29 protein-coding genes and 1 tRNA gene are annotated in these 25311 nt (G+C 29.1%); 4 read left to right on the forward strand and 26 right to left on the reverse strand.

Annotated elements, in window-relative coordinates:
- Positions 1-2 precede the first annotated feature (2 nt).
- From ribD to hemA, 5 genes are all read right to left on the reverse strand, one after another.
- Complete coding sequence (gene ribD, locus AC8IG9_RS04125) at positions 3-1106, reverse strand: bifunctional diaminohydroxyphosphoribosylaminopyrimidine deaminase/5-amino-6-(5-phosphoribosylamino)uracil reductase RibD (RefSeq protein WP_507425548.1); 1104 nt, start codon at positions 1104-1106, stop codon at positions 3-5.
- Positions 1087-1545: a transcriptional regulator NrdR gene (gene nrdR / locus AC8IG9_RS04130; protein ID WP_017971824.1), complete on the reverse strand. Its 459-nt coding sequence runs from the start codon at positions 1543-1545 to the stop codon at positions 1087-1089. Before nrdR ends, ribD begins: the two co-directional genes overlap by 20 nt.
- Positions 1546-1550: 5 nt before the next feature.
- Positions 1551-2849 (reverse strand): serine hydroxymethyltransferase, encoded by a 1299-nt coding sequence (gene glyA / locus AC8IG9_RS04135; protein WP_507425549.1) that lies wholly within the window; start codon positions 2847-2849, stop codon positions 1551-1553.
- Positions 2850-2851: 2 nt separating this feature from the next.
- The gene (gene rpiB, locus AC8IG9_RS04140) at positions 2852-3295 is read right to left on the reverse strand and encodes a ribose 5-phosphate isomerase B (protein WP_507425550.1); all 444 of its coding nucleotides are present in this window, start codon (positions 3293-3295) and stop codon (positions 2852-2854) included.
- 64 nt (positions 3296-3359) lie between these two features.
- Entirely contained in the window at positions 3360-4580 is a 1221-nt protein-coding gene (gene hemA / locus AC8IG9_RS04145) for a 5-aminolevulinate synthase (protein WP_507425551.1), read from the reverse strand.
- Between the two features lie 78 nt (positions 4581-4658).
- Between hemA and hemB the strand changes: the two genes are divergently transcribed.
- Positions 4659-5642, forward strand: a complete 984-nt coding sequence (gene hemB / locus AC8IG9_RS04150; protein ID WP_507425552.1) for a porphobilinogen synthase — start codon at positions 4659-4661, stop codon at positions 5640-5642.
- On the opposite strand, the gene AC8IG9_RS04155 is transcribed toward hemB, so the two are convergent.
- The 13 genes from AC8IG9_RS04155 to dapA are packed head-to-tail and all read right to left on the reverse strand — an operon-like array spanning position 5634 to position 16488.
- Positions 5634-6119: a flavin reductase family protein gene (locus AC8IG9_RS04155; protein WP_507425553.1), complete on the reverse strand. Its 486-nt coding sequence runs from the start codon at positions 6117-6119 to the stop codon at positions 5634-5636. The genes hemB and AC8IG9_RS04155 overlap by 9 nt on opposite strands.
- Positions 6091-8343, reverse strand: a complete 2253-nt coding sequence (gene parC, locus AC8IG9_RS04160) for a DNA topoisomerase IV subunit A (protein WP_507425554.1) — start codon at positions 8341-8343, stop codon at positions 6091-6093. The genes AC8IG9_RS04155 and parC overlap by 29 nt, the downstream gene beginning before the upstream one ends.
- Positions 8333-8983: a DNA repair protein RecO gene (gene recO, locus AC8IG9_RS04165; RefSeq protein ID WP_507425555.1), complete on the reverse strand. Its 651-nt coding sequence runs from the start codon at positions 8981-8983 to the stop codon at positions 8333-8335. The genes parC and recO overlap by 11 nt, the downstream gene beginning before the upstream one ends.
- On the reverse strand, positions 8983-9813 hold the full coding sequence (gene era / locus AC8IG9_RS04170) for a GTPase Era (RefSeq protein ID WP_507425556.1): 831 nt from the start codon (positions 9811-9813) through the stop codon (positions 8983-8985). The genes recO and era overlap by 1 nt, the downstream gene beginning before the upstream one ends.
- Positions 9806-10486: a ribonuclease III gene (gene rnc, locus AC8IG9_RS04175; protein WP_507425557.1), complete on the reverse strand. Its 681-nt coding sequence runs from the start codon at positions 10484-10486 to the stop codon at positions 9806-9808. Before rnc ends, era begins: the two co-directional genes overlap by 8 nt.
- Positions 10483-11208, reverse strand: coding sequence for a signal peptidase I (lepB, locus tag AC8IG9_RS04180; protein ID WP_507425558.1), 726 nt, complete (start codon positions 11206-11208; stop codon positions 10483-10485). The genes rnc and lepB overlap by 4 nt, the downstream gene beginning before the upstream one ends.
- Entirely contained in the window at positions 11205-11597 is a 393-nt protein-coding gene (gene acpS, locus AC8IG9_RS04185) for a holo-ACP synthase (RefSeq protein ID WP_507425559.1), read from the reverse strand. The genes lepB and acpS overlap by 4 nt, the downstream gene beginning before the upstream one ends.
- The gene (locus AC8IG9_RS04190; protein WP_507425560.1) at positions 11594-12328 is read right to left on the reverse strand and encodes a pyridoxine 5'-phosphate synthase; all 735 of its coding nucleotides are present in this window, start codon (positions 12326-12328) and stop codon (positions 11594-11596) included. Before AC8IG9_RS04190 ends, acpS begins: the two co-directional genes overlap by 4 nt.
- Positions 12328-12912, reverse strand: a complete 585-nt coding sequence (gene pyrE / locus AC8IG9_RS04195) for an orotate phosphoribosyltransferase (RefSeq protein WP_507425561.1) — start codon at positions 12910-12912, stop codon at positions 12328-12330. The genes AC8IG9_RS04190 and pyrE overlap by 1 nt, the downstream gene beginning before the upstream one ends.
- Positions 12890-14605 (reverse strand): bifunctional (p)ppGpp synthetase/guanosine-3',5'-bis(diphosphate) 3'-pyrophosphohydrolase, encoded by a 1716-nt coding sequence (locus tag AC8IG9_RS04200; protein WP_507425562.1) that lies wholly within the window; start codon positions 14603-14605, stop codon positions 12890-12892. The genes pyrE and AC8IG9_RS04200 overlap by 23 nt, the downstream gene beginning before the upstream one ends.
- A 21-nt stretch (positions 14606-14626) precedes the next feature.
- Complete coding sequence (folK, locus tag AC8IG9_RS04205; protein WP_507425563.1) at positions 14627-15130, reverse strand: 2-amino-4-hydroxy-6-hydroxymethyldihydropteridine diphosphokinase; 504 nt, start codon at positions 15128-15130, stop codon at positions 14627-14629.
- 2 nt (positions 15131-15132) lie between these two features.
- On the reverse strand, positions 15133-15600 hold the full coding sequence (gene smpB / locus AC8IG9_RS04210; protein WP_507425564.1) for an SsrA-binding protein SmpB: 468 nt from the start codon (positions 15598-15600) through the stop codon (positions 15133-15135).
- Between the two features lie 3 nt (positions 15601-15603).
- The gene (gene dapA, locus AC8IG9_RS04215) at positions 15604-16488 is read right to left on the reverse strand and encodes a 4-hydroxy-tetrahydrodipicolinate synthase (RefSeq protein ID WP_507425565.1); all 885 of its coding nucleotides are present in this window, start codon (positions 16486-16488) and stop codon (positions 15604-15606) included.
- Between the two features lie 61 nt (positions 16489-16549).
- On the opposite strand from dapA, the gene AC8IG9_RS04220 reads away from it, so the two are divergent.
- Complete coding sequence (locus AC8IG9_RS04220) at positions 16550-18946, forward strand: lytic transglycosylase domain-containing protein (RefSeq protein WP_507425566.1); 2397 nt, start codon at positions 16550-16552, stop codon at positions 18944-18946.
- Here AC8IG9_RS04220 and AC8IG9_RS04225 read toward each other — a convergent pair.
- Positions 18943-19686: a hypothetical protein gene (locus tag AC8IG9_RS04225; protein WP_507425567.1), complete on the reverse strand. Its 744-nt coding sequence runs from the start codon at positions 19684-19686 to the stop codon at positions 18943-18945. The genes AC8IG9_RS04220 and AC8IG9_RS04225 overlap by 4 nt on opposite strands.
- A gap of 6 nt (positions 19687-19692) precedes the next feature.
- Positions 19693-19786 (reverse strand) — tRNA-Ser (locus tag AC8IG9_RS04230).
- Between the two features lie 104 nt (positions 19787-19890).
- Between AC8IG9_RS04230 and AC8IG9_RS04235 the strand changes: the two genes are divergently transcribed.
- Together AC8IG9_RS04235 and AC8IG9_RS04240 are read left to right on the forward strand one after the other, a co-directional pair.
- Positions 19891-20115 (forward strand): hypothetical protein, encoded by a 225-nt coding sequence (locus AC8IG9_RS04235; protein WP_507425568.1) that lies wholly within the window; start codon positions 19891-19893, stop codon positions 20113-20115.
- Positions 20116-20142: 27 nt separating this feature from the next.
- Positions 20143-20457, forward strand: a complete 315-nt coding sequence (locus AC8IG9_RS04240) for a DMT family transporter (RefSeq protein WP_507425905.1) — start codon at positions 20143-20145, stop codon at positions 20455-20457.
- A 7-nt stretch (positions 20458-20464) separates the two neighbouring features.
- Here the strand turns inward: AC8IG9_RS04240 and AC8IG9_RS04245 are convergent, their stop codons facing one another.
- Genes AC8IG9_RS04245 through trhO form a run of 6 tightly spaced genes read right to left on the reverse strand, consistent with a single transcriptional unit; the run spans position 20465 to position 25311 of the window.
- Positions 20465-21166 (reverse strand): pirin family protein, encoded by a 702-nt coding sequence (locus tag AC8IG9_RS04245; protein ID WP_507425569.1) that lies wholly within the window; start codon positions 21164-21166, stop codon positions 20465-20467.
- A gap of 6 nt (positions 21167-21172) precedes the next feature.
- The gene (locus AC8IG9_RS04250) at positions 21173-21748 is read right to left on the reverse strand and encodes an FMN-dependent NADH-azoreductase (protein ID WP_507425570.1); all 576 of its coding nucleotides are present in this window, start codon (positions 21746-21748) and stop codon (positions 21173-21175) included.
- Positions 21749-21754: 6 nt separating this feature from the next.
- Entirely contained in the window at positions 21755-23575 is a 1821-nt protein-coding gene (gene typA / locus AC8IG9_RS04255) for a translational GTPase TypA (RefSeq protein WP_507425571.1), read from the reverse strand.
- Positions 23576-23629: 54 nt separating this feature from the next.
- Complete coding sequence (locus AC8IG9_RS04260; RefSeq protein ID WP_507425572.1) at positions 23630-23926, reverse strand: TIGR03643 family protein; 297 nt, start codon at positions 23924-23926, stop codon at positions 23630-23632.
- Entirely contained in the window at positions 23927-24406 is a 480-nt protein-coding gene (locus tag AC8IG9_RS04265) for a peroxiredoxin (RefSeq protein WP_507425573.1), read from the reverse strand.
- Positions 24403-25311: an oxygen-dependent tRNA uridine(34) hydroxylase TrhO gene (trhO, locus tag AC8IG9_RS04270; protein ID WP_507425574.1), complete on the reverse strand. Its 909-nt coding sequence runs from the start codon at positions 25309-25311 to the stop codon at positions 24403-24405. The genes AC8IG9_RS04265 and trhO overlap by 4 nt, the downstream gene beginning before the upstream one ends.

Raw genomic sequence — 25311 nt, forward strand, 5'->3', positions numbered from 1 at the left:
AATTACTTTTGAAATACAGTTAAATTGTTATTTTTTAAATAAATCTGCTGCCTTATTTTTATATTTTTAAATTTCTTTTTTAAAATCAAATAAATATTTTTAAAAGAATGTGATGATTTTTTGTTTACAATTTCATCATTTTTAAAAAAATAAAAAATATCTATTAGATTTAAATCGATAAATTTCTTTATAGTATTATAGCCCCCTTCTATTAAAACATTCTTGTAACCCAATAAACCAATGGTAACTAGGATTTCTTTGCAATCTACTTGTTTGCTTTTATTTAACGGTAAATAAATTAAGTAAATATTTTTATTCTTAAGATAATTAATTTTATTATTATTTTTATTAGAATAAAAAATATAAGTTTTAATTTTTTTAGCAGACAATATTATTTTTGAATTTCTGTTAATTCTAAGATTTGGATCAATTATAAATCGAGAAGGACTAGATTGAGTAAGACCGTTAATACGACAATTTAATAATGGATTATCCTTATTGTGAGTATTAACTCCTATTAAAATAGCATTGATTTCAGAACGCAAAACATGTGTTAATTTATTTGAATAAATATTTGTTATTTGGGGTCTATTTTTAATAAAAGAATAGTAATTTTTTGAAGTTGCGATTTTTGCATAAACTTTTGGTAAAAAAGTTTTATTAAATTCATTGTAAATTTTATAAAAATTACTCTGATAAATATTATTAATTTTATTAATTTTTATTTTATTATTTTGTAAAAATTCAAGACCTTTTCCTTGGACTCTAGGATCGTTATCTGTTTCAGAGTAATATAAATTCTTGACTTTTTTACTTACTATAGACTTTGTGCAGGGTGGATTTTTTCCTTGATGATGACAAGGTTCTAAAGAAACATAACAATCTAAATTATTATTTTTCTTTAAATTAACCAAAGCTGAATATTCAGCGTGTGGGCTACCTCCAAAGCCAGTCACTCCATAAGATAATATTTTATCTTTTTTGCAAATTAGACAACCAACCGAAGGATTGATGCCTGTCATATTATTATGAATATTGGCTAAATTAAAAGCCAAGTTCATAAAATAAGACTTAATAAATTTAGTTTTATTTTTTTGAAGGAACATTAAGTTGGTCTACAAATTGCTCAAAATCTTTTGCCTCTTTAAAATTAGTATATACAGAAGCAAAACGAACATAGGCAACAGGATCTAGTTCTTTGAGACCTTCCATTACATATTTTCCAATCGTGCTAGACAATATTTCAGCCTGACCTAGATCTTCTAAATTTCTGTAAATCTTAGAAATAAATTTTTCTATTGTATCGCTATCTACGGGTCTTTTTCTTAGTGCAATATTAATAGATTTGGCTAGTTTTTCTCTATCGAAAGTGGATTTTCTACCATTTTTTTTAACAACAATTAATTCTCTAAGCTGAACTCTTTCAAAAGTAGTAAATCTTTGCTTACAGCTACACTCTCTTCTTCTTCTAATAACAGTTCCATCCTCTGTAGGCCTTGAGTCAATCACTGAAGTTTCTTTATCTTTGCAAAATGGACAAATCATAAAAATTAAAAGTTATAGATTGGAAAATTAGCACACAATTTTTTTACTTTTTCTTGAACTTCTTTTTCCACTTCATTGCTTTTGTTATTCATTAATCCTTTTAAAACTTGATCTATTAAGTTTCCAACTGTTTTAAATTCATTTGTAGAAAATCCTCTTGTTGTACAAGCTGGAGTTCCAAGTCTTATTCCTGAAGTAATCCAAGGTTTTTGGTCATCGTAAGGAATACCATTCTTATTACATGTTATGTTTGCTCTTCCTAAAGAATCCGAGGCGTCTTTGCCGGTAAGTTTAAATGGTCTTAAATCTATGAGTATTAAATGTGTATCAGTTCCTCCTGAGAAAATTGTATAACCTAAATTTTTTAAAGTTTCTGAAAGTGCTTGAGCATTAGCCACAACTGATTTTGTATAAGATTTAAAATTATCTGATAAAGCTTCTTCAAAACAGACAGCTTTAGCAGCTATCACATGCATTAGTGGTCCTCCTTGTAGACCAGGAAAAACTGCTGAATTCATTTTTTTGGCCAACTCTTCATTATTAGTAAGTATCAATCCTCCTCTTGGTCCTCTCAAAACTTTATGTGTGGTAGAAGTAACTACATCGGCATATTCAATTGGATTTGGATATACTCCTCCAGCAACTAAACCTGAAAAATGAGCCATATCAACTAACAGGTAAGCGCCAACCTCTTTTGCAATATCTTTAAAAATTTTAAAATCAATAATTCTTGAATAAGCACTACCACCTGCAATAATTAATTTTGGTTTATGTTTAATTGCTAGTTCTTTAACTGCATCGTAATCAATTAAACCATTATCTTTTCTAACTCCATACGCAATAGCATTAAACCATTTTCCAGACATTGCTGGTGCAGCACCATGCGTTAGATGGCCTCCTTGATCAATACCCATTCCTAAAATTGTATCCCCTGGCTTAATTAATGCTAAAAATACGGCCGCATTTGCCTGTGCGCCTGAATGGGGCTGAACATTTGCAAAATTACAATTGAATAATTTTTTTACTCTCTCAATAGCTAGGTCTTCAGCAATATCAACAAATTCGCAACCTCCATAATATCTTTTGCCGCTATAACCTTCGGCATATTTGTTTGTTAGTACCGATCCTTGCGCCTCTAAAACTGCTCTTGAAACAATATTCTCAGAAGCAATTAACTCAATATGATTTTGCTGACGTGAAAATTCTTTTTGAATTGAATTATAAATATCTAGATCTGAATTTTTTAAATTAGAATTAAAAAACTCTTCAATATATTTTTTATCAATTTTATTTTCTGAGTTCATATTTATTTGTCTAATTTTTTTACTCTTGCTGTATGTCTGCCACCTTCAAATTTTGTACTAATAAAAGTATTTATAATTTTTTGAGCGTTTTTAAAATGAATTAATCTAGCGCCAAGACATAATACATTAGCATTATTATGCTTTCTAGCCAAAGATGCTGATTTTTGATTATAACAAACAGCTGCTCTTATTTTCTTAAACCTATTTGCCGCAATAGAAACTCCTATACCTGAGCCACAAATTAATATTCCAAAAGAAGTTTTTTTTCTTACCAATAACGCAAGTTTTTTAGCATAGTCTGGGTAATCAACTCTTTCTTCTGAGAAAGTTCCAAGATCTAATGATTTAATTTTAGATTTATTTAAAAAAATTTTAACTCTTTCTTTCATTATAAAACCGGCGTGGTCTGAGGCTATAATGATTGATTTAGTTAAAGATTTAGACACATCAGTTAATTACCAACTTCAAAATAGCTTGTATATTAAAAAGATAATTAATAATTTTTATATATTAAGCCGCTCTTGAAAGTTTCAATTCTCTCCAAATTTGATTGAGTGCATTAACAAGAAATTCTAACTTAGAATCATCATGCAAAGGAGTTGGGGTAAATCTAAGTCTCTCTAGTCCCTTAGGAACAGTTGGATAATTAATTGGCTGAACATATATTGAATAATCGTTAAGCAAAATATCTGAGATTTCCTTACATCTAACAGGGTCCTTTACTAATAAAGGAACTATGTGACTATTATTTTTTATAATTGGTAAATTATGAGCTAACATCAATTTTTTTAATTTGTCCGCTCTTTCATAAAGGGCTTCTCTTAAACTATGATTATTTTTTACGTAACGAATACTTGCGACTGCAGCAGCAGCTAAACTTGGTGGCAAAGAAGTTGTAAAAATAAATCCAGGAGCAAAAGATCTTATTACATCGATAATATTAGATTTAGCCGTAATATATCCCCCCATTAGTCCAAAGCCTTTTGCAAGTGTACCTTCAATAATATCTATCTCAGATGTGAGACCCAGTTGCTCTGATAAACCTCCTCCATTATTTCCATACAGTCCAACTCCATGAACTTCATCTAGATAAGTGAGTGCATTATATTTTTTTGAAACTTCAATTATTTTTTTTATTGGCGCAAAATCACCATCCATCGAATAAACAGATTCAAATGCAACAATTTTTGGATGTTCTTTATTAGAATTTTTTAAAAGATATTCAAGATGATCAACGTCATTATGTCTCCAGATAAATTTATCAGAATTACCTTTTCTAATACCTTCAATCATTGATGCATGATTATTTTCATCTGAGAAAATAATACATTTAGGTAAAAATTTAGCTAACGTACTTAGGGCGCACTCATTTGCAATGTAACCAGAAGTAAAAATTAAAGCTCCATCTTTATTATGAAATCTTGCTAACTCGTTTTCTAATTCAACATGATAATTTGAAGTGCCAGAAATATTTCTTGTTCCTCCAGCACCGGCTCCTACTAAATTTACAGCATTTACAAATGCTTCAACTACCAATGGGTTTTGCCCCATTCCTAAATAATCATTGCTACACCAGATAGTTACATCTGATTTAATGCCGTATTGATTATTATAAACTGCTTTGGGAAACTCACCTTTTTTTCGAGTAATGTTATTAAAAACTCTATAACGACCTTCTTGTCTTAGATCCTTTAATGCGCTGTTAAAAATAAGATCGTAATCTATGCTCATAACTAATATTATCCTATAGAAAATACTTTTTTCAAATATATACTTTTGCTGTATTGTCGCATTAAAAATTAAATTCTCATGAAGTTTCCTAGTACTAGATTAAGAAGAAATAGAAAGTCAGAATGGTCTAGACGACTAATAAATGACACTTACCTTGATAAATCTGACTTTATATTACCTATTTTTGTTTGCGAAGGCAAAAACAAGAAGCAAGAAATTAAATCTATGCCTGGAATTTTTAGATATTCCATAGACAGATTAGATGAAATAATTTCAAGAGCTTCAAAAAATCAAATACCTGCTGTTGCTATTTTTCCATTAATTGAAAGTTCTAAAAAAAATAATAAAGGAACTGAAGCTTTAAATAAAAATAATGTAATTTGTAATGCGATACACCAAGTAAAAAAAATAAATAAGAATATTGGTGTTATGTGTGATGTAGCCTTAGATCCTTACACTTCTCATGGTCACGATGGTCTCATTGTCAATAATGAAGTTGATAATGATGAAACAAACAAAGTTTTAGTTAAACAAGCGATAATACAGGCGCAGGCTGGGTGCGATATTATTGCCCCATCAGACATGATGGATGGGAGAATAGGCTTAATAAGAAATGCTTTAGAAAAAAATAAATTTTTTAATGTCCAAATATTATCTTATGCAGTTAAATACGCTTCTAATTTTTACTCCCCCTTTAGAGAAGCTGTAGGCACATCTTCAACTCTTAAATCTGATAAAAAAACATATCAAATGGATTATAAAAATTCAGATGAAGCTCTATTAGAAGTTAAATTAGATATAGATGAGGGAGCTGATTTTGTAATGGTTAAACCAGCCTTAGCATATCTTGATATTATTTATAAAATTAAACAAAAATTTAATGTACCTGTTTTTGCTTACAATGTTTCTGGAGAATATAGCTTAATTAAAAATGGCATTAAATCATCACTGGCAAAAGAGGATATTATTCTTGAAGTAATTTATAGTTTTAAAAGAGCTGGAGCGAATGCAATTGTTTCATACTTTGCCAACGAAGTAATAGAAAAATACTTATCAAGATAATTTTTTATATTTGCTCGCAAAATAAATTAGAGGTTTTTGTTCTTTTTTTAATTTAAATTTAAGAACTTTTGCAACAAAGAATAAATGATCCCCAATATTTATTTTTTTAATTGTTTTGCAATTAAGCTCTGCAAGATTATATTTTAATAAATTTTTCGCTATAATTGAATTTTTTTTAACTTCATTTTTTGATGAAAAATAATTTGAAACCTCGATTTGTTTTGCTGATAAAATATAAATATTAAAAAATTTTAAATTGTTAAATTTTGTAAAACTAGAAGTTGTTCTGTCTAAACTCCAAGAAATGTAAGTAGGGTTTAAAGATATTGATACGAAAGAATTAACCGTAATACCTGTAACAAAATTATTTTTATCTTGTTTTGCAACAACTGTAATTCCAGTTGCGTATTTTGATAAAACTTTTTTATATTTAGAAATATTCATAGCATTACAAATGACATCTAATATTATTTTCAAAATTTCTATTCATAATCTGATTTTTATAATTCTTAATAACTTTTCCTGACTGAGCTCTTTTTCCGTAGTTATTCTCAATTGTAGATTTATCAAACAAAGTTTTGTCCATTTGATCTTTGATAACTGACTTTGAGTTAAATGCCGTGGCATTAATAACTTTTAGAGATTTGCCTTTTACTAGAATAACACCTCGACCCTTATCTAATTTTGGAAGTTCGTTAATACCAAAAGCTAGCATCTTATTTTTTCCCTCTGAATCACAAATAATTGCAACTGAATCTGAATCTTTAACCACTTTAGAAATTCCAATAACAATGTCTTCTCCTTTGACATTCATTACTTTTTTTCCAGTTTTTTTATTAGTTTCAAGGTTTTTCTCTGAAGCAATAAAACCATATCCACTTTTAGTATAAATAAAAATTTCACTCTCACTATCAAATTTAAAACTATCAATAATTTTTTCATTATCAGCAAGTGACAAATAGGAAGAGATGGGCCTTCCCGTTGAAGATCCTGTTAAAATATTATCTGCATCAATTGTGTAAAATTTACCAAAATTTGATGCAAATATAATTTTATCATTAGAACGAGCGTGAATTAATAACGCGCTATTTTGATTTCTAATTTGATCTTCCAAATTTTTAACAAAAGATTTTTGTGATTTAATGAAACCATTTTTAAGTACAGTAATTGTAAGAGGATCATCAGATTTAATCTCATTATCAAAGTCTTCTTCATTAACACTACCAAATTTATCTAATTTCGTTCTTCTTTTTCCTAGCAAAGGATCGTCTTTAAATTTTTTAATCAAAAAATCTATTTCATTATCTATCTCTTTTTTTTGCAATAATTTAGAAGATAGTAATTTGGTCAAAAAGTTTTTTTCAGATAATAAATCTTTATATTCCTGCTTAATTTCTTTTTCTTCTAACTTCCTAAGATTTCTTAATCGCATATCTAAAATTGCGTTTACTTGATTTTGCGTAAATTTAAACTTTTTTATTAATTGCAATTTTGGATCTTCTGCATTTCTAATAATTTTAATAATTTTATCTAAATTATGGTAGACTTTAATGAACCCGATTAAAATTTCTATTCTATTTTTAATATTCTTTAATCTAAATTCAGATTTTCTTCTTAAAACTTCATAACGATGTGACAAAAAATTTACTAAAACTTCTTTTATAGACATTACTTTTGGCTGAAGTTTTGAATTCAAAACATTCATATTTAAGGAAATTCTTACTTGCAGATCAGTTTGTCTAAACAAACTTTCCATTAACACCTCTGGTTTAACATTTCTATTTTTTGGGCGAATAACAATACGAACTAAATGATCAGATTCATCTATAACATTATCGATTAATTTATTTTTTTTACTTATGATTAGATCTGCTATTTTTTCTATTAAAGTTGATTTACTTACTTGGTAAGGAATTTCATTTATAGAAATTTGATATTGACCTCTGCCTAAATCTTCAATTTTATAAGAAGATCTAAGTTCAAAAAAACCTTTTCCACTTGTGTAAGCTTTTAATATTTCTGACTTATTATTATTTAAAATGCCCCCGGTAGGAAAATCGGGTCCTGGTAGTACTTTTATTAATTCTTTGATTGAAACATTTTTATCATGATTAATGATTTTTAATCCTTCGCAAATTTCGACGATATTATGCGGAGGTATACTTGTTGCCATTCCAACGGCAATTCCTGATGCCCCATTAGCTAATAAGTTTGGAAATTTTGCTGGGAATACAAGTGGCTCCTGTAAATCACCGTCATATGTGCTTTTAAAATCAACTGTCTCCTCATCTATATTTTCAAGTAAAAGCTCTGAAATTTCAGTAAGTTTGGCTTCCGTATATCTCATCGCAGCAGCATTATCTCCGTCGATATTTCCAAAATTTCCTTGACCATTTATTAATGGATAACGAATTGAAAAATCTTGAGCTAGTCTTACTAACGCATCGTAAACAGACTGATCGCCATGGGGATGAAATTTACCAATAACATCTCCTACTACTCTTGCTGATTTTTTGGGCTGTAATTTTGATCCTAAATTTAAAAGATACATTGCATAAAGCAATCTACGATGAACGGGTTTTAGGCCATCTCTAACATCGGGTAATGCTCTATGTGTTATAGTTGATAATGCATAAGCAAGATATTTTTGACTAAACTCAGTTGCTAGCGAAGCATTTAAAATACTATCTTTATTTTTCATTAAAAAAGTTTTCTAATTTTATTCTATAATAAGGAAACTTAACTTTATTTGGTTCAAAAATATAATTTAATAATTGAAACTTATTAATTAATAATCCGTTGTAAATATCCCTATCAGAAAAAAATGATGCATTATCATGAAAATATTGTGGATAACTTATATTCTGATTAAAAACTTTTATTGAATCTTTGTTCTCCAAATCAACATTATAACCTAATTCAGACAACAAGAATCTTTCCCACAAAACATATTTTTTATAAAAATCCTCTGAATTTAAAGATGCAAATAAATCTTCAAAAGAATTATAGACCCGTGGATAAGCATTTCTTTCTGGTAATGTTTTTAAACAAATACTTGCTGAGGATAATATTGCTATTAACTTTTTATTATCATCAAAATATTTTGGAGCGATAGCCTCGATTAATTCAAAATTATAATAACCAATTGCATCTTCAGATTTTGATTTCCAGGTTACTTTAATCTTATTGCCAATATGGATTAATTTTTTTAATTTTGATGAGGTACCACCATAAACTATTCCTTTATGATGACCGTGATTTTTTGAAAGAATACTTAAAATAGAAGAGTTTTCTCCATATAGCCCAATCGACAATATATAGCCCTCATCACTCCAAGTCATTATTTGGAAATCTGAACATCAAGAAACAAACTTACTTTATGTTTTAATATTTTTTCAATTTCTTTCCTAGCTGAAATTCCAATTTTTTTTATAACACTGCCATTTTTTCCTAAAAAAATTTTTTTATGATTATCATTTTTAACATAAATTATTTGGTAGATTTTGTAATTTCTGCTCTCTTTTTCAAACTTATAAGTTTTAACATAAATTTGATACGGCAATTCTTGATTTAGATATTTAAAAACAGCTTCACGTGTCAGTTCTGAAAAAAATATATCTTTTGTTATATTTGTCTCAAAATTAATAGAATTTTCAAAATCACCCTCTGGTAGTTTTGAAGCAATACCATCTAAAAGATTATCTATGTTTTTATTTTTGAGTGCTGAAACGTAATAAATTTCATCAAAATTTTTAACAAAATTAGATTTATTAATTTGTTCTATTGCAAACTTTTGAGAAACTTTATCAATTTTATTGAAAACTAAAATCTTCGGTTTTTTAGTGTTCTTAATAATTTTTTCTAAAATTTCTTCATAAAATAAATGAATAGAAATATCTAGAATAATAACAATTACATCTGATCTTTTAACTTCAACGTTAACGTCATTTAAAAAATTAGTATTATTTTTTTTATTATAAAGTCCCGGAGTATCGATGAAGATTATTTTGCTATTTTTGTGATTTTTTACAACTTCAATTGCAAAATTTGTCGTTTGAACTTTATGAGAAACTATTGATATTTTTTTCTTAAATATTGTATTTAATAAAGTAGATTTACCGGCGTTAGTTGGCCCTATTAAACAAGCATATCCTATTCTTTTTTTACTCATTACCGAGACTCTTTAATAATGACTCTGCTGCTTTTTGTTCGGCATTTCTTTTTGATGATCCTTCTCCAGTAAATGATTTTGATTTTTTGATACTAACAGAAACTTTAAAAACCGGTTTATGGGCAGGTCCTGAAGTTGATAAATCTTTATATTTTGGAAGTTCTTTATAAAGTTTTAAAGATAATTCTTGTAATTTTGTTTTTGCATCAATTTTTATTTCTCCAGATTGATTTAATTGGTCTTTCCATAAGTTAAAAATAAAATTTTCAGCATAGTCAAATCCTCTATCAATATAAATAGCTCCAATTAATGACTCGCATAAATCACCAAAAATTTTTACGTTACCAGTTTTAATTTTTTTTTGCGCTTTGCTTATAGAAATAAACTTTAATAAATCGTATTTTTCTAAAACCTTAGCACATGTTTTTTTGTTTATTAATGAAGCTAGTCTTTTATCTAATTGACCTTCCTTATCATTGGGATACAAATTAATTAATTTTTTTGCTAGGACTAATCCTAAAACTCTGTCACCTAAAAATTCAAGTATCTCATTGTTTGTTAAATTGTCGTTAGAAAAACTTTTGTGGACCAAAGCTTGAGATAAAAGTTTTTTATTTAAAAATTTAATACCAATTATACTTTCTACTTCATTAATCTTGGTATCTGAGATCATTTAATCAGTTTTAAAATTCTATTAAATCTTATTGATTTATGCCATTTCCAAATAGTAAAAAAATTACCTATTTGTTCGTTATTGGAGAAAAATAATATTTGCGCTTTTCCTACCAAATTAATTTTATCTACATAACCAACACTAGTTAAATAACGACTATCCTGAGAGCAGTCTCTATTATCACCCATGAAAAAAAATTTATCCTGGGGAACTATGTAAGAATCTGAATCTTTATAGGAATTTTTCTCAGCATATACAGCCGTATATGATTTGCCATTTGGTAAAGTTTCTAAATAAAAATTAGATTTAATTTTATTACCACCACAAAGAACAAAATCATTTTTAATAAAATCTTTTTTTACGGCTTTGTTATTAATATGCAAAAGTCCATTTATCATTTGAATTTTATCACCAGGAAGTCCAATTAAACGTTTTATATAATCAGTGTCATTGTCTTGGGGTGTTTTAAAAACTATTAGATCACCTCTTATTGGCAATGAATAAAATATTCTGTCGTTAGTTATATTGGGGCTAAATGGCAAAGAATGCTTGCTGTAGCCATAGCTAAATTTTGAAACAAATAATCTATCTCCTACTAGTAAAGTTTCCTCCATTGATGAGGAAGGAATGTAAAATGGCTGGAAAAAAAAAGACCTAATAAATAAAGCAATTAACAAAGCATAAAATAGAGTTTTAAAATTCTCGATTATTTTATTTTTCATTTAGATGTGATTATAGCTGTTGCAACTGCCCATGGTTTATCGTCAGATAAACTCAAAAAAATATTATGTTTCTTAGAAATTTTATTAAGTGCCTCTTTAGCTTTACCATTAATGGTCGCATAAGGTTTTCCATTTTTATCATTAAAGATTTCAATATTTTTAAAATAAATTCCTTTTGCAAATCCGTGGCCTATAGCCTTTGAAATCGCTTCTTTAGCAGCAAATCTTTTAGCAATTATTTCTACTTTACTAAGTTTTGTTTTTTTTTTATTAAAATCTTTTTCTGATTTTGTTAAAATTTTATCTAAAAAATTATTTCCGTATTTTGAATAAATTTTTTTAATTCGATTTATATTTACAATATCTGTTCCTAGGCCAATAATATTCATCTACTTAACATTCGGTTAAATTTTTTTAGAACATTAGCTATACCAAAAAATATTGACTCGGATATAAAAAAATGGCCAATATTTAATTCTACAATTTCATCTATCTGAAATATTTTTTTAGAAGTTTCATAGTTTAATCCATGACCAGCATGAATTCCTAAGCCTAAAATTTTTCCAAGTTTGGCTGAATTTTTAATTTTTAAAAACTCTTTTTTAGTATTTAGACTATTATTTTCTCTATAATATTTACAATATTTTCCAGTATGTAGCTCAATATTATCTGCATCTAATTTTTTAGCTAAACGAACAACTTTTAAATCGGGTTCAATAAATAAAGAAACTATTATATTGTTATTTTTTAAACGATGAATAATTTTTTTTAGATATTTTGTTTTATAATTTAAATTTAGTCCACCTTCAGTAGTTATTTCTTTTCTTTTTTCTGGAACAATACAAATGTATTTTGGTTTAAGTTTTAATGCAATTTTAAGCATCTCATCGGTTGCTGCCATTTCTAAATTTATTGGAATTTTAATTTTTTTTTTTAATTCTATTAAATCACGCTCTTGAATATGTCTTCGATCTTCCCTTAAATGAACTGTTATTGAGTTTGCTCCATTGCTTTGAGCTATAATTGCAGCTCTTACCGGAGATGGGTAATTGTCACCTCTTGCATTTCTTACGGTTGCTACATGATCAATATTAAAACCTAATCTAATTTTTCTTTTCATTAAACTAGATTTCTACTGCCTGGTTTTATTGCTGGAATTGATTTTAATTTATCTGGTAATTGATCCTCTCGATAAGTGGGAATGTTAAATGTAATTTGTGATGCAATTTTTAAATTAATAACGCTTTGATTGTTTGATCTATCTACAATACAGGCAAATCCCACTACTTTACCTTTATGTTTTTTTATAACTTCAGCACACTCCATACTCGATTTTCCAGTTGTTATAACATCTTCAACAATTAAAATTTTTGCACCTGGTTTTATTTCAAAACCACGTCTTAATTGAAATTCTCCCGAGACCCTTTCTGTAAAGATTGAAGGCACTTTTAAATGTCTCGCAACTTCGTAGCCAACAATAATTCCACCCATTGCTGGCGCAACTACTAAATCAATCTTTTTAAAAATTTTTTTAATTTTTTGAGCAAGGGACTTGCAAATTAATTCTGACTGTTTTGGATGCATCAATAATTTTGCGCATTGTAAATACTGACCACTTCTTAAACCTGAAGATAAAATAAAATGCCCCTGTAACAACGCCTTAGTTTTTACAAAAATTTGTTTAGTTTTCTTTTCTGACAACATTTGGTTTTCTGTTTCTAATAATTTTAAAATTTATTCCTTGTTGTTTAATTTCTGAGATTAAATTAGTAAATTCTTTTAGATTTTTAATCTCTAAATCAAATATAAAACTTATAAAATCATCTTTTTTATCAACTAATTCAACATTAGAAATGTTGCACTTATGTCTTCCTATCATTGTACAAACTTCTCCTAAAGTTCCAGCTTTATGACTTAAAAGAACCCATAAACTAGTGTCATAAGTTCTATCTTTTTTATCTGGCTGTCTCAAACTCCAATATCTTCTAACAGCGGCTCTTGCTTTTCCTGTCTTTGCAATTGTAGACCAATACATAGATGGAGAGGGTTTTGAAGATGTTATAATTTTAACTTCATCACCGTTACTAAGTATACTTTGCAGGGGAGATTCTTTTCCATTAATTTCACAACCAATACATTTATCTCCGATTTCTGTGTGAACAGCATATGCAAAATCAATAGGAGTGGCGTTTGCTGGTAAACGGATAAGAGCTCCTTTAGGTGTAAAACAAAAAACCTGATCTTGAAATAACTGAAGCTTTGTATATTCAAAATCATGTTCTGGATTTTCACCACTCTCTAACATTTCAACCAAATCTTTTAGCCAGTTATAATCTTTAAGAGTATTCTCACTAACTTTTTCATTAGCTTTGTAATTCCAATGTGATGCAATACCTCTTTCTGCAAACTCATGCATTTCATTAGTTCTTATTTGGATTTCTATCTTTTGTCTTTTGGGACCAATAACGGAAGTATGAATCGACTTATAGTGATTAGAATTTGGAACAGAAATATAATCTTTAAATCTTCCAGGTACCATTGACCACTCTGTATGAAAAATTCCTAATGCTCTGTAACAAAGGTCAATGTTATCAAGAATAACTCTGAAACCAACGATATCTGTGATTTGCTCTAAAGAAATTCTTTTATTTTGAATTTTTCTCCAAATAGAAAAAGGTTTTTTTTCTCTACCTGTAACCTTAGCTTTTATATTTTTTTCTTCTAATAATTTTATAATCTTCTTTGAAATATCAGCAAAAGTTATACCTAGACTTTCTTTATTCAAGGCTAAACGATCTGTAATTAATTTTCTAGCTTCTGGATTTAAAACATTAAAAGCTAGATCTTCTAGTTCATCACGAAAATTATGCATCCCCATTCTTTCAGCTAATGGCGAATAAATTTCCATTGTCTCTTTAGCAATTCTTAATCTTTTATTCGGATCAGTAATATTATTTATAGTTCTCATATTATGAAGTCTGTCAGCAAGTTTAACTAACAAAACTCTAATATCTTTTGATGTAGCTAAAATTAATTTTCTAAAATTTTCAGCAACAGAATATTCTTTTGATTTATCTTCTAATCTTGAGATTTTTGTAACGCCTTCTACTAGATCTGCTATCTCTTTTCCAAATAATTTATTTACTTCATTATAAGTTGCCTCTGTATCCTCAATAGTGTCGTGCAACAAAGCAGTAGTAATAGTCGCGGTATCTACTTTTAAATCACATAAAATGGCAGCAACTGCAATGGGATGTGTAATATAAGGATCACCTGAATATCTTTTTTGATTTCTATGCGCATCGAAAGCAAAGTTGTAGGCTTTTTTAACAACATTTTCATCTATGTAACTATTGTAAATCTTAACTTTATCTAGAAGTTCTTGCTGATTTAGCATGAACAAAAATATATCAAAAATTTATATGATTGTAATACTCTTCTTAGATTCCAAGTCTAAATCTTCAATTAATTGATCAATTCTTTTTCCAGACAATGGACTTTTCCAATTTTTATCAATCTCACTAATTGGATATAAAACAAAGCTTCTCTGTTCTAGTCGTGGATGAGGAATTTGAAGTGAAATTTTATTATTAGAAATATTTATGATTTCACCATTAAAATCAACAATATCAATATCGCATGTTCTTGGAGCATTTAGCTGTTCACGTTTTCTTTCAAATTTTTTTTCTACTTCAAAAATATACTGCATTAACTTTTCTGCTGAAAAATTAGTTTTGATGGAAATAACGCTATTAATAAATTTAGGATCGGATTTATTTGGAACTGCAATACTTTCATACAAGCTAGATTTTTGTAATATTTGAATGTCAGTATTGTTAAAAAAATCATAACATTTTAATAAAGTCTCTCTACTGTTTCCATACTTAGATGGTAGATTTGATCCAAGAGAAAGAAAAATCATAATTAACCGTTTCTAAAAACTCTTGATTTTTCTCTTTCCCAATCTTTGGTTTTTTTACTATGTCTTTTATCAAACTGTTTTTTTCCTTTAGCCACTGCAATTTGTACTTTTGCAATGCCCTTGTGATTAAAATACATTTTAACAGGAACGACGGTCAAGCCATCCTGATTAATTTTTCCTAAGATTTTATTTATTTGTTTTTTGCTTAATAATAATTTTCTAAGTCTTCTTGGGTCATGATTGTTATAAGAAGACTGACTATATTCTGGAATATAAGAATTTTGCAAAAATAATTCACCACCTGAATCAACGGCATAAGATTCTGCTATATTTCCTTTTCCTAAACGTAAAGATTTTACCTCGGAACCTAGCAAAACAATGCCTGCTTCTATTAATTCTAAAAGAAAATAATTAAAACTAGCTTTTCTATTATTTGCAACTACCTGATAATTGCCATCATCTTTTTTCATTAATTAAATTAATGAAAGTTTTTTTAATAGCGTTTTAATTCTGATTTGGTTTTTTTTAGTAATTGTAACCATTGGCAGGCGTAAATCTTGCGTACATAATTTTAATAAACTCACCGCATATTTAACTGGCGCTGGATTTGTCTCGATAAACATTAAATTATGCAATGGTTGTAAAATTTTATTAATTTCTTTAGCTCTTTGAAGAATAAGTTTGTCAGTTTTGTAATCTAATAAAGTTTGCATTTCAGAACAAAGTCTAGGAGCAACGTTTGCTGTAACAGAAATACACCCTACCCCTCCTCTTAATTTAAACTCAAAAGCATTTGAGTCTTCTCCTGTAAATTGAATAAAATCTTTTCCCATTTTTTTTCTCTGCTGAACAACTCTATTTAAATCTCCTGTTGCATCTTTAACTCCTACAATGTTTTTAAGTTCAAATAAGCGAGCCATTGTGTCTACGCTCATATCAATAACTGAACGACCTGGAATATTGTAAATAAAAATTGGTATACCGCAGTTGTTATTAATAGCTTTGTAATGCTGATAAAGCCCCTCTTGCGTTGGCTTGTTGTAATAAGGAGTAACAACCAAAGCTGCTTGAGCTCCAGCTTTTTCAGCAAACTTAGTAAGTTGGATTGCCTCTTCTGTTGAATTTGATCCTGTGCCTGCCATAACAGGAATTTTTTCTTTAGATTCTCTTACGGCAATTTTAATTATCTCTCTGTGTTCAGCATGACTTAAGGTCGGAGATTCTCCAGTTGTCCCACCGGGTACTATTCCATTAGTACCATTTTCAATCTGGTGATTAATTAATCTGGCAAACGCGTTTTGGTCTAATCGCTTGTTCTTAAATGGAGTAATTAGAGCAGTAAATGATCCTTTAAACATCGTATAAATATCTATAAAAATACGTTTTTATAATACACTATTTTTTAAATAATAAAATTAAATGAAATTTAAATTTGTTATAATTATTAATCTATTCATATTACTGAATACTACATTTTTTGCTTATGCAAAAAATATACCTCCTAAATTAAAGCCACAAAAATTTATTGATATTGCGGCTTACACTGACAAATCCAAAGCATCAAAATTCTTACAAGATCTTGTAAAAGGAAAGAAAAAAGAACAAATAATTGTAAAAGCTAAAGAAGAAGAAACTGCAGAAGAAAGTACAGTTGAAAACCAAGAAGTAAAAAGAGAAACACAAAATAAAAAGTACATTGAAAAGAAAACTGAACCTTCAAAAACTAAGGATGTAAAAGAAAGTCAAAAAAAAGATCTACCTAAAAAAGATACCCAAGCACCTAAAAAAGAGACTCAAGCACCTATAAAAGATACTCAAGCAAAGACTGAGACTAATAAAGAAATTACTCCTAAAATGAAACCACGTGATTTTAAAACGTGGACTCCAGAACAAAAAGGTCCTCTAGAGACTAAAACTTTGAGCGAAAAAGACTTTGAGTTAGCAAAAGTTTCATTTGATTATGTCGATAAAAAACAATGGAAACTTGCCTTATCAGATGCCCAAAAAATACAAGACAAGTCGATATATACACTTGTCAACTGGATGTACTTAATAGAACCACAAAGCGGTGCTAGTTTTAGTGAATACTCATCATTTATAAAAAATCATAAAGATTGGCCAAGAATTAATAGATTAAAATATTTAGCAGAACATAAAATTAACTTTGATAACAATTCTCCTTCGTCAATAATTGAATACTTTTCAAATAACCCGCCTTTAAGTGGATTTGGTAGGCTAAGATTAGCTGAAGCTTTCTTAGAGAATAACCAAGCTGATAGAGCGCGCACTTTAGTAAAAGACGGATTCCGTGATGCTGAATTAAGTAAAAATGATTTAAAATATTTTTCTAAAATATTTAAAAAATTCTTAACTCATTCTGACTATATTTTAAGAGCAGATTATTTTGCGTATGAAACTAAATATAAAGACTTAAAAGATACTATCGACTACCTAAATCCTGATTATCAAAAATTATATAATGCAAGAGCAGCACTTTTTACCAAAAGATCTGCTGACAATTTGATTGCTCAAATTCCTCAAAATTTAAAAGATGATCCTGGGCTAAGCTATGACAGAATAAAATGGAGAAGAAAAAAAGCTAAATTCTCAGAAGCTCTTTCGATGATAAATCAAAGCGCTTCAGATTCTTTAATGAGAAATCAGTATCTTGCAAAAGAGCGTATATCTGTTGCTAGAGACAAGATTCAGGACAAGGAATATAAGTTAGCTTACGAAATTCTGAAAGATCATAGATTAAGTGAAGGCTATGATTATGCTGAAATTGAATGGCATCTTGGTTGGCTTGCTAGTAGTTTTCTTAATCAGCAAGATATTGCGATTAATCATTTCTTAAAAATGAATGCTGCTGTTTCCTATCCCGTCTCTAAAGCAAGAGCGGCTTACTGGCTTGGAAGAACTTATAAAAAATTAGGACAGTCATCCCAAGCTAACAGTTGGTTTAGAGCAGGTTCTCAATATGGAACAACCTTTTATGGTCAGCTTTCACATAGAGAGTTGGGAGATAAAAATTTTTCGATAAATAATAATTTTAGATTTAATGACGGTCGATACGAAGAGTTCAAGAAAAATAATCCAATGGCAAGATCAGTTATTATTTTAAAAGAACTAAATAGAACTAGATACGCAAAAGATATCTTAAAACATCTTGGTGATGTTGAGCAAAATAGAACAGCGGAAGAAATTTCAATGGCAGGAGTATTGGCTCAAGAAATTGAAAGACTAGATTTTGCAATACAAATAGCAAAAAGTGCATCTTATAAAAATTTAAGTTTACTAGAAATTAGTTATCCTAGAATTGAAGTTCCAAAACAAATTAAAAATCAAAAAATTTTAGACAGTTCAGTTATCTTATCTTTGATAAGACAAGAAAGTGAATTTGATACTTCTGCAAATAGTAAAGTTGGGGCTAAAGGATTAATGCAAATCATGCCTGCAACCGCAAGATTATTAAGCAAAGTAACTAGTGTAGATTTTTCTAGAGAAAAATTAACTAGAGACAAAGATTACAATCTGGCACTTGGCTCTTATTTTATTTCTAACCTTGAAAATGATTTTGGTTCTCATTACTTGGCGTTCGCAGCTTACAATGCGGGACCACATCGCGTAGAGAAATGGTTAAAAAAATATGGTGATCCCAGAAAAAAACAAATAGATCCTATAGATTTTATTGAACTTATACCATTTCAAGAGACAAGAAATTATGTTCAGAGAGTAAGTGAAAATATTAATGTCTATGAGTATTTAAATAACCCATCAAATGCCATTAACAGAATAGATCACATATTATTTCGTTAATTTTTAATTTCTTTATAAGAATAAGATAGAGCCGCAAAAACTACAGCATAATTTAAGTAAGAAATAAAAAAAGATATAAAATCAAAAAAAGGTTTAAAAAATTTATAAAATTCTTGAGAACTTTCTAAAAAATATATTTGAATAGAAAGAATAATATAGGTCGGAAGTAAAAATGCTAAAGTAATAATTATAAATACCAAAAATAATTTTGCTGCAACTACATTTGATTTTTTTTTTCCTATTATATTAACAGAACTATTCAAAAATATTTGAGGTAAATTTATAATAACTTTAAATGATAAAAAAACAGTAATTAACAATACTGGTAATAAATATTTAGTATCAACTCCTAGAAGAACAAGAATGTTATTCTTATCTAAATAAATTTTTAATAAAGCAGGACTTAAAGCAAAAGTAGAAATTAAAGTACTATAAAATAAGTATTTAATATTAACTAAATCAAAAATTATAAACAAAGGATTTTTGATGTTTTGATTAAGTAAAATATTTCTATGAACCTTATATGCAATAGTGCTTATTATTAAACCCATTAATGTAAAAAAAATAAAAAAAGTAAATTTAGTTGCAATATTTTCTAAAGATAAAAAATATAGTCCATTAAAAATTAAAGTTAATAAAAATACTGTAAAGAAACTTTCTTTAATTATTTTTGTAAAATCTTGAAAAATATAAGTAAATGATTTTACAATTATTTCATTAATAGTTATGTCGTCCTTCATATATATTGGCGGAGAGGGGGGGATTCGAACCCCCGATACGACTTTTCAATCGTATAACGGTTTAGCAAACCGCCGCCTTCAGCCTCTCGGCCACCTCTCCTTATTGCTTAAAGTCAATTATTTAAGCCATTAATTTTATATTACAAGTTTAACTATGATGAAAAAAGTTGAATAATCATTTGAATAACACTAATAACCACAATTATGAAAAAAATAATAACTCTACTTGCAGTAATACTATTCAGTCAAAACTTAGCTTTTGCTCAGAATGCAGAAATTAAAAAATCAGCTAAATCTGGAATTTGCTATAGCGCAGACTCAAAATCTTACAAAAAATTAAAAGATTTTACTCCATATAAAACTATGGATGAGTGCGTAGCGGCTGGTGGAAAATTACCAAAAGCAGCAGCAAAGAAAAAAGCAGCTTAATCAAAGATTAAAATTTAAGTGAATTCAATTCATTGGATTTATCTTATCGCAGCTGGTTTCTTTGAAATAGGCTGGCCACTAGGTCTTAAATTAGCATCTATTGCTTCTTTTAAAATATTAGGACCAATAATTTCCTTCATCTCAATGGCAATAAGCGGAATATTATTATGGTTATCTTTGAAAGGCATATCTATCGGAACAGCTTATGCTGTGTGGACTGGAATTGGTACTGCCGGAACTTTTATTATTGGCGTTCTATTCTTTGATGACCCCTCTATTTTTCTAAGATGGGCAGGTGTTTCATTAATAATTCTTGGGGTAGTATTTCTTAAAGCTGCCTAATATTGTTTTATTTTGGAGCGTCTATCAACAAAACTTCAGAATCTTCATTGGCTTTGATTTTAAATTCTTTAATAGCTAAAATTTCTGCAGCATCCCCTTTTTCCAATATTTTACCGTCTAAAGTAATGTTTCCATAAGAGCATAATAAATACGCCTGATGTTTAGTGACGTAATTAATTTCATCGCCTTTATTTATTTTTCCACCATAAACATAAGCATCTTGATAAATTCCTAAGGAACCTGCTTTATAATTTTTTCCAAATCCAGAAACTAAAAGGTTAAGTTTATCTTTAACGGGATCTTTCGGAAATTGTTTAGCTTCCCACCTAGGTTTAACTCCAATTTTATTAGGAATAATCCAGATCTGATAAATATTTGTTTCTTTATTTTCTAAATTATATTCTGAATGAATAACTCCTGAGCCTGCGCTCATAACCTGAATATCTCCAGCTTCAGTTCTGCCTTCATTGCCTTGATTATCAGTATGTGTAATAGCACCTGATCTAACATAGGTAATGATTTCCATGTCATTATGTTGATGTAGATCAAAACCTTTTTTAGCTTTTATAATATCGTCATTAATAACTCGGATAGCTCCAAAACCCATTCTTTTAGGATCGTAATAAGAAGCAAAACTAAAATGATGTTTTGCCTTTAACCAACCATGATCTGCCCCACCTAGATCTTTATGCTTAATAACTGAAATCATTATTTCTTATAATGAATTAATATGTTCTTTTATTTTTTCAACCTTTTGAGGATCTTTATTTAATGAATCTGCTGCAACAACTTCTATATTTTTAACTCCTAAAAAACTAAGCACTTGTTTTAACCAAGGAGTACAAAAATCGATTGGGCTATTTACTGGAACACCCCCTGAAACAATTAATAAATAAGCTTTTTTAATATTGGTAACAATTCCAACGGGTCCTTTTTCGGTATATTGAAAGGTCTCTCCATTTCTTGCAACAAGATCAAGCCAAGCTTTAAGAGAAGCCGGAACTCCAAAGTTATAAATAGGCGCTGAAATTACTAAAGTATCGCAATCTTTAAATTCTTTAACTAACTCATCTGATATTTGAAAAAGTTTTTTATCTGCTTCCGTTCTTTCGTTTTCTGGAATAATAAATCCAGCTCCTTTAATACCAGATACAAAGGGAAGTCCTGTTGATACGTCTCTATATTTGATTGTATCACCAGATTTCTTGATTTTATCTACTAATAATTTTGCGAGAGCTTTTGAAACGGATTCAGATTTTCTAGCACTTGAATCAATATGATATATCTTCATTTAACTTTAAGATTTATTCGATCTTTTGCGTTCGTGTTCAAGTAAGAATTTTTTTCTTATACGAATAGACTTTGGTGTCACTTCAACAAGTTCATCGTCATTAATAAACTGAAGTGCATATTCTAAGGTTGTTTTAATTGGAGGAACAATAACTAAAGCTTCGTCAGCAGTAACTGATCTTACGTTGGATACTTTTTTTCCAATTAGTGGATTCACTATTAAATCGTTATCTCTATTATGTATTCCAATTACCTGTCCTCCATAAATCTCATCTCCGTGGGATATAAAGAAACGTCCACGCTCTTGAAGATGAAATATCCCATAAGTAACTGCTTTTCCTTGGTCTTTTGAAATTAGAACGCCATTATTTCTTTCACCTAAAGCTTGGTTAATTTTAGGACCATAATGATCGTAGGAATGATACATCAAACCAGTTCCTGAAGTGCTTGATAAAAAATCTGAACGAAAACCAATCAAGCCACGTGTTGGAATAATATAATCTAAACGAACTCTGCCTCTACCATCAGAGACCATATTTTTTAAGTCCCCTTTTCTCTCACCAAGTTTTTCCATAATTTTTCCTTGGTTTTGCTCCTCAATATCAATTGTTAAAGCTTCAAAAGGTTCCTGGTCTTGACCGTCTACTTTTTTAATAATTACTTCTGGTCTAGAAATTGCAAGTTCGTAACCTTCTCTTCTCATGTTCTCGATAAGAATTGATAAATGTAGTTCTCCTCTTCCTGAGACTCTGTATTTATCTGGGCTTTCAGTCTCTGTAACGCGAAGAGCAACGTTATGAATAAGTTCTTTATCTAATCTATCTTTAATATTTCTTGTTGTAACATATTTTCCTTCTTTGCCAGCAAATGGAGATGTGTTGACTTGAAAAGTCATACTAATTGTAGGCTCATCAACAACTAGTGGTGGGAGTGCTTCTACCTGTCTTGGATCGCAAACTGTGTCCGAAATTTTAACTCCATCAATTCCAGAAAACATAATGATTTCTCCAGCTGATGCTTCTTGCTTTTCAATTCTTGCTAAACCTAAGAAACCTAAAATTTGTAAAATTTTTCCGTTTTTAATTTTTCCTTCTTTATTAATAATCGAAACGTTATCATTTACCTTAATAGTTCCTCTTTGAATTCTTCCAATTCCAATAACTCCAACATAACTTGAATAATCAAGTGAGCTCACTTGCATTCTAAAAGGTCCGTTAAGGTCCACTTTCGGGTGCGGAACATTATCAACGATACATTGAAATAAAACGCTCATATTGTGTTCGGCTTTTTTAGGTTCTTTTGCTGCCCAGCCTTGAATTGCGGAAGTGTAAATAATTGGAAAATCTAACTGCTCAGAAGTTGCTCCTAGTTTGTCAAATAAATCAAAAGTTTGATCTAAAGCCCAATCAGGTCTTGCTCCGTCTCTATCTACTTTGTTAATCACCACAATTGGACGAAGTCCAAGTTTTAAAGCTTTTGATGTTACAAATCTTGTTTGTGGCATTGGTCCATCTACCGCATCCACAAGAAGTAAAACAGAATCTACCATGGAAAGACCACGTTCCACTTCACCACCAAAGTCAGCGTGACCAGGAGTATCAATAATATTTATTTGATAACCATTCCAAGTTAATGAAGTATTTTTTGCAAGAATTGTAATACCTCTTTCTTTTTCAATTTCATTAGAATCCATTATTCGCTCTTCAGCCATCTCGGATGCTTTTAATGTTCCTGAATCTCTTAATAATTTATCTAAAAGTGTAGTCTTACCGTGATCGACGTGTGCAATAATTGCAATGTTACGAATTTTTTTAATATCTGTCGCCATGAAGAGTGTCTATCTAAACTAGAATTGTATTTATTCAACTAAAATCTAGCTATTTTAATCATTATCAGAAAAATTAATTCTTTGATTTAGTTGCTTTCTGGACTTCTCAAATTTTTTCCTATGTTTAGTGGTTTGATTATGAGTTCTCTTTCTCCATAATTTAAAAGAGCTTTGTTTTAGATTTTTTCTCATTATCTTTATAACATCAGACTCAGATTTTCCTGTTTGCTCCTTAATATCTTCAAAAGTTATTCGGTCCGCCCAAGCGGCCCAAATAATCCAAGAATCAGAATTTTTATCATCTGGTTCAGGGTTAGCAGTTCGGGTGATAGGTCGAAAACCCTTTTTCATTTATTTTTGGGATTTTAAATAACTAAGCATAGTATTTGAATCGCTTACATCAAATTTGCCATCTTGTTCGATAAATATTTTATCGATTACTTTATTTTTAACATACATAGAGTATCGTTTCGAACGTTGTCCCATTCCAGTTGCCGATCTGTCTACAATCATATCCATTCCCTTTGTGAATTCTAAATTTGCATCAGGTAACATTTTAACTTTTTTAAGATCTAAACTTTTTGCCCAAGCTTTCATTACAAATGGGTCGTTAACACTTAAGCAGTAAACTTCATCTACACCTAATTTTTTTAATTCATCATAATTTAATTCGTAACCTGGAAGATGATAATCGCTACAAGTAGGAGTAAAAGCACCTGGTAATCCAAATAAAACTACATTTTTATTTTCAAAAATATCATCCGATGAAATCGTCACGAATTCTTTTTCGGGGCGTGTTATAAATTTAACGTTTGGAACTTGTTTAATCATGCTGATGCTCTATGTAATGATCCTGATTTAGATTTACTATTCATTTTTTGGGAAGCTCGCATTCTAAATCTAAATTTTTGTTTTTCAGTTAATTTATCATGACATTTTGGACAACTAACGTCCTTTTCATATTTTGGTGACTGAATGTCTTTTTTGAGCATTGGAGTTCTACAGCCTGCACACATTAAATAATTCCCTTTTTTAGAATTGTGCACAACAGTAATTCTTTCATCAAAGACAAAGCATTCACCATTCCATAAAGATTTTTTTTCAGGAACATTATTTAAATAATTCAAGATTCCACCTTTTAATTGATAAACGTTTTTAAAACCTCTTTTAAATAAATAACTTGCCGCTTTTTCACATCGAATCCCTCCTGTGCAAAACATGGCAATTTTTTTATCTTTATCACCTGAAAGTTTTTCAAAATATTCTGGGAACTTTCTAAAATCATTTACTTTGGGATTAATTGCTTTTTCAAATGTACCAATGTCACTCTCAAATGATTTTCTAACATCTACAACGGTTACATCATTTAATAAAATGAGCTTATTCCAATCTTGGGGATCAACTCTATTTTGAAACTTATATTTATCGTCATTAAATAATTCGTTCAAAGGAACGACTTCATTTTTAATTTTAATTTTGGCTCTTTTGAATGGAATAAAATCAACGTCACAATCATTAATGGTATCAAATTCTTTAAATGAAAATGTTCGTTGTAAAAACTCAACTAACAAATCAATATTAGCCTGCTTTCCAGATACGCTGCCATTAATGCCTTCTAAAGAAAAAATAATGCTACCTTTTAATTTATTATCAATAAGAAATTTTTTAAAAGTAAATTTATAATCAACCGGACTTTTTATTTTAACAAATTTATAAAAACTAATTAGTTTTAACAT

Origin of the sequence: Candidatus Allofontibacter sp., assembly GCF_040404065.1 — a bacterium.
Taxonomy (GTDB): domain Bacteria; phylum Pseudomonadota; class Alphaproteobacteria; order Pelagibacterales; family Pelagibacteraceae; genus Fontibacterium.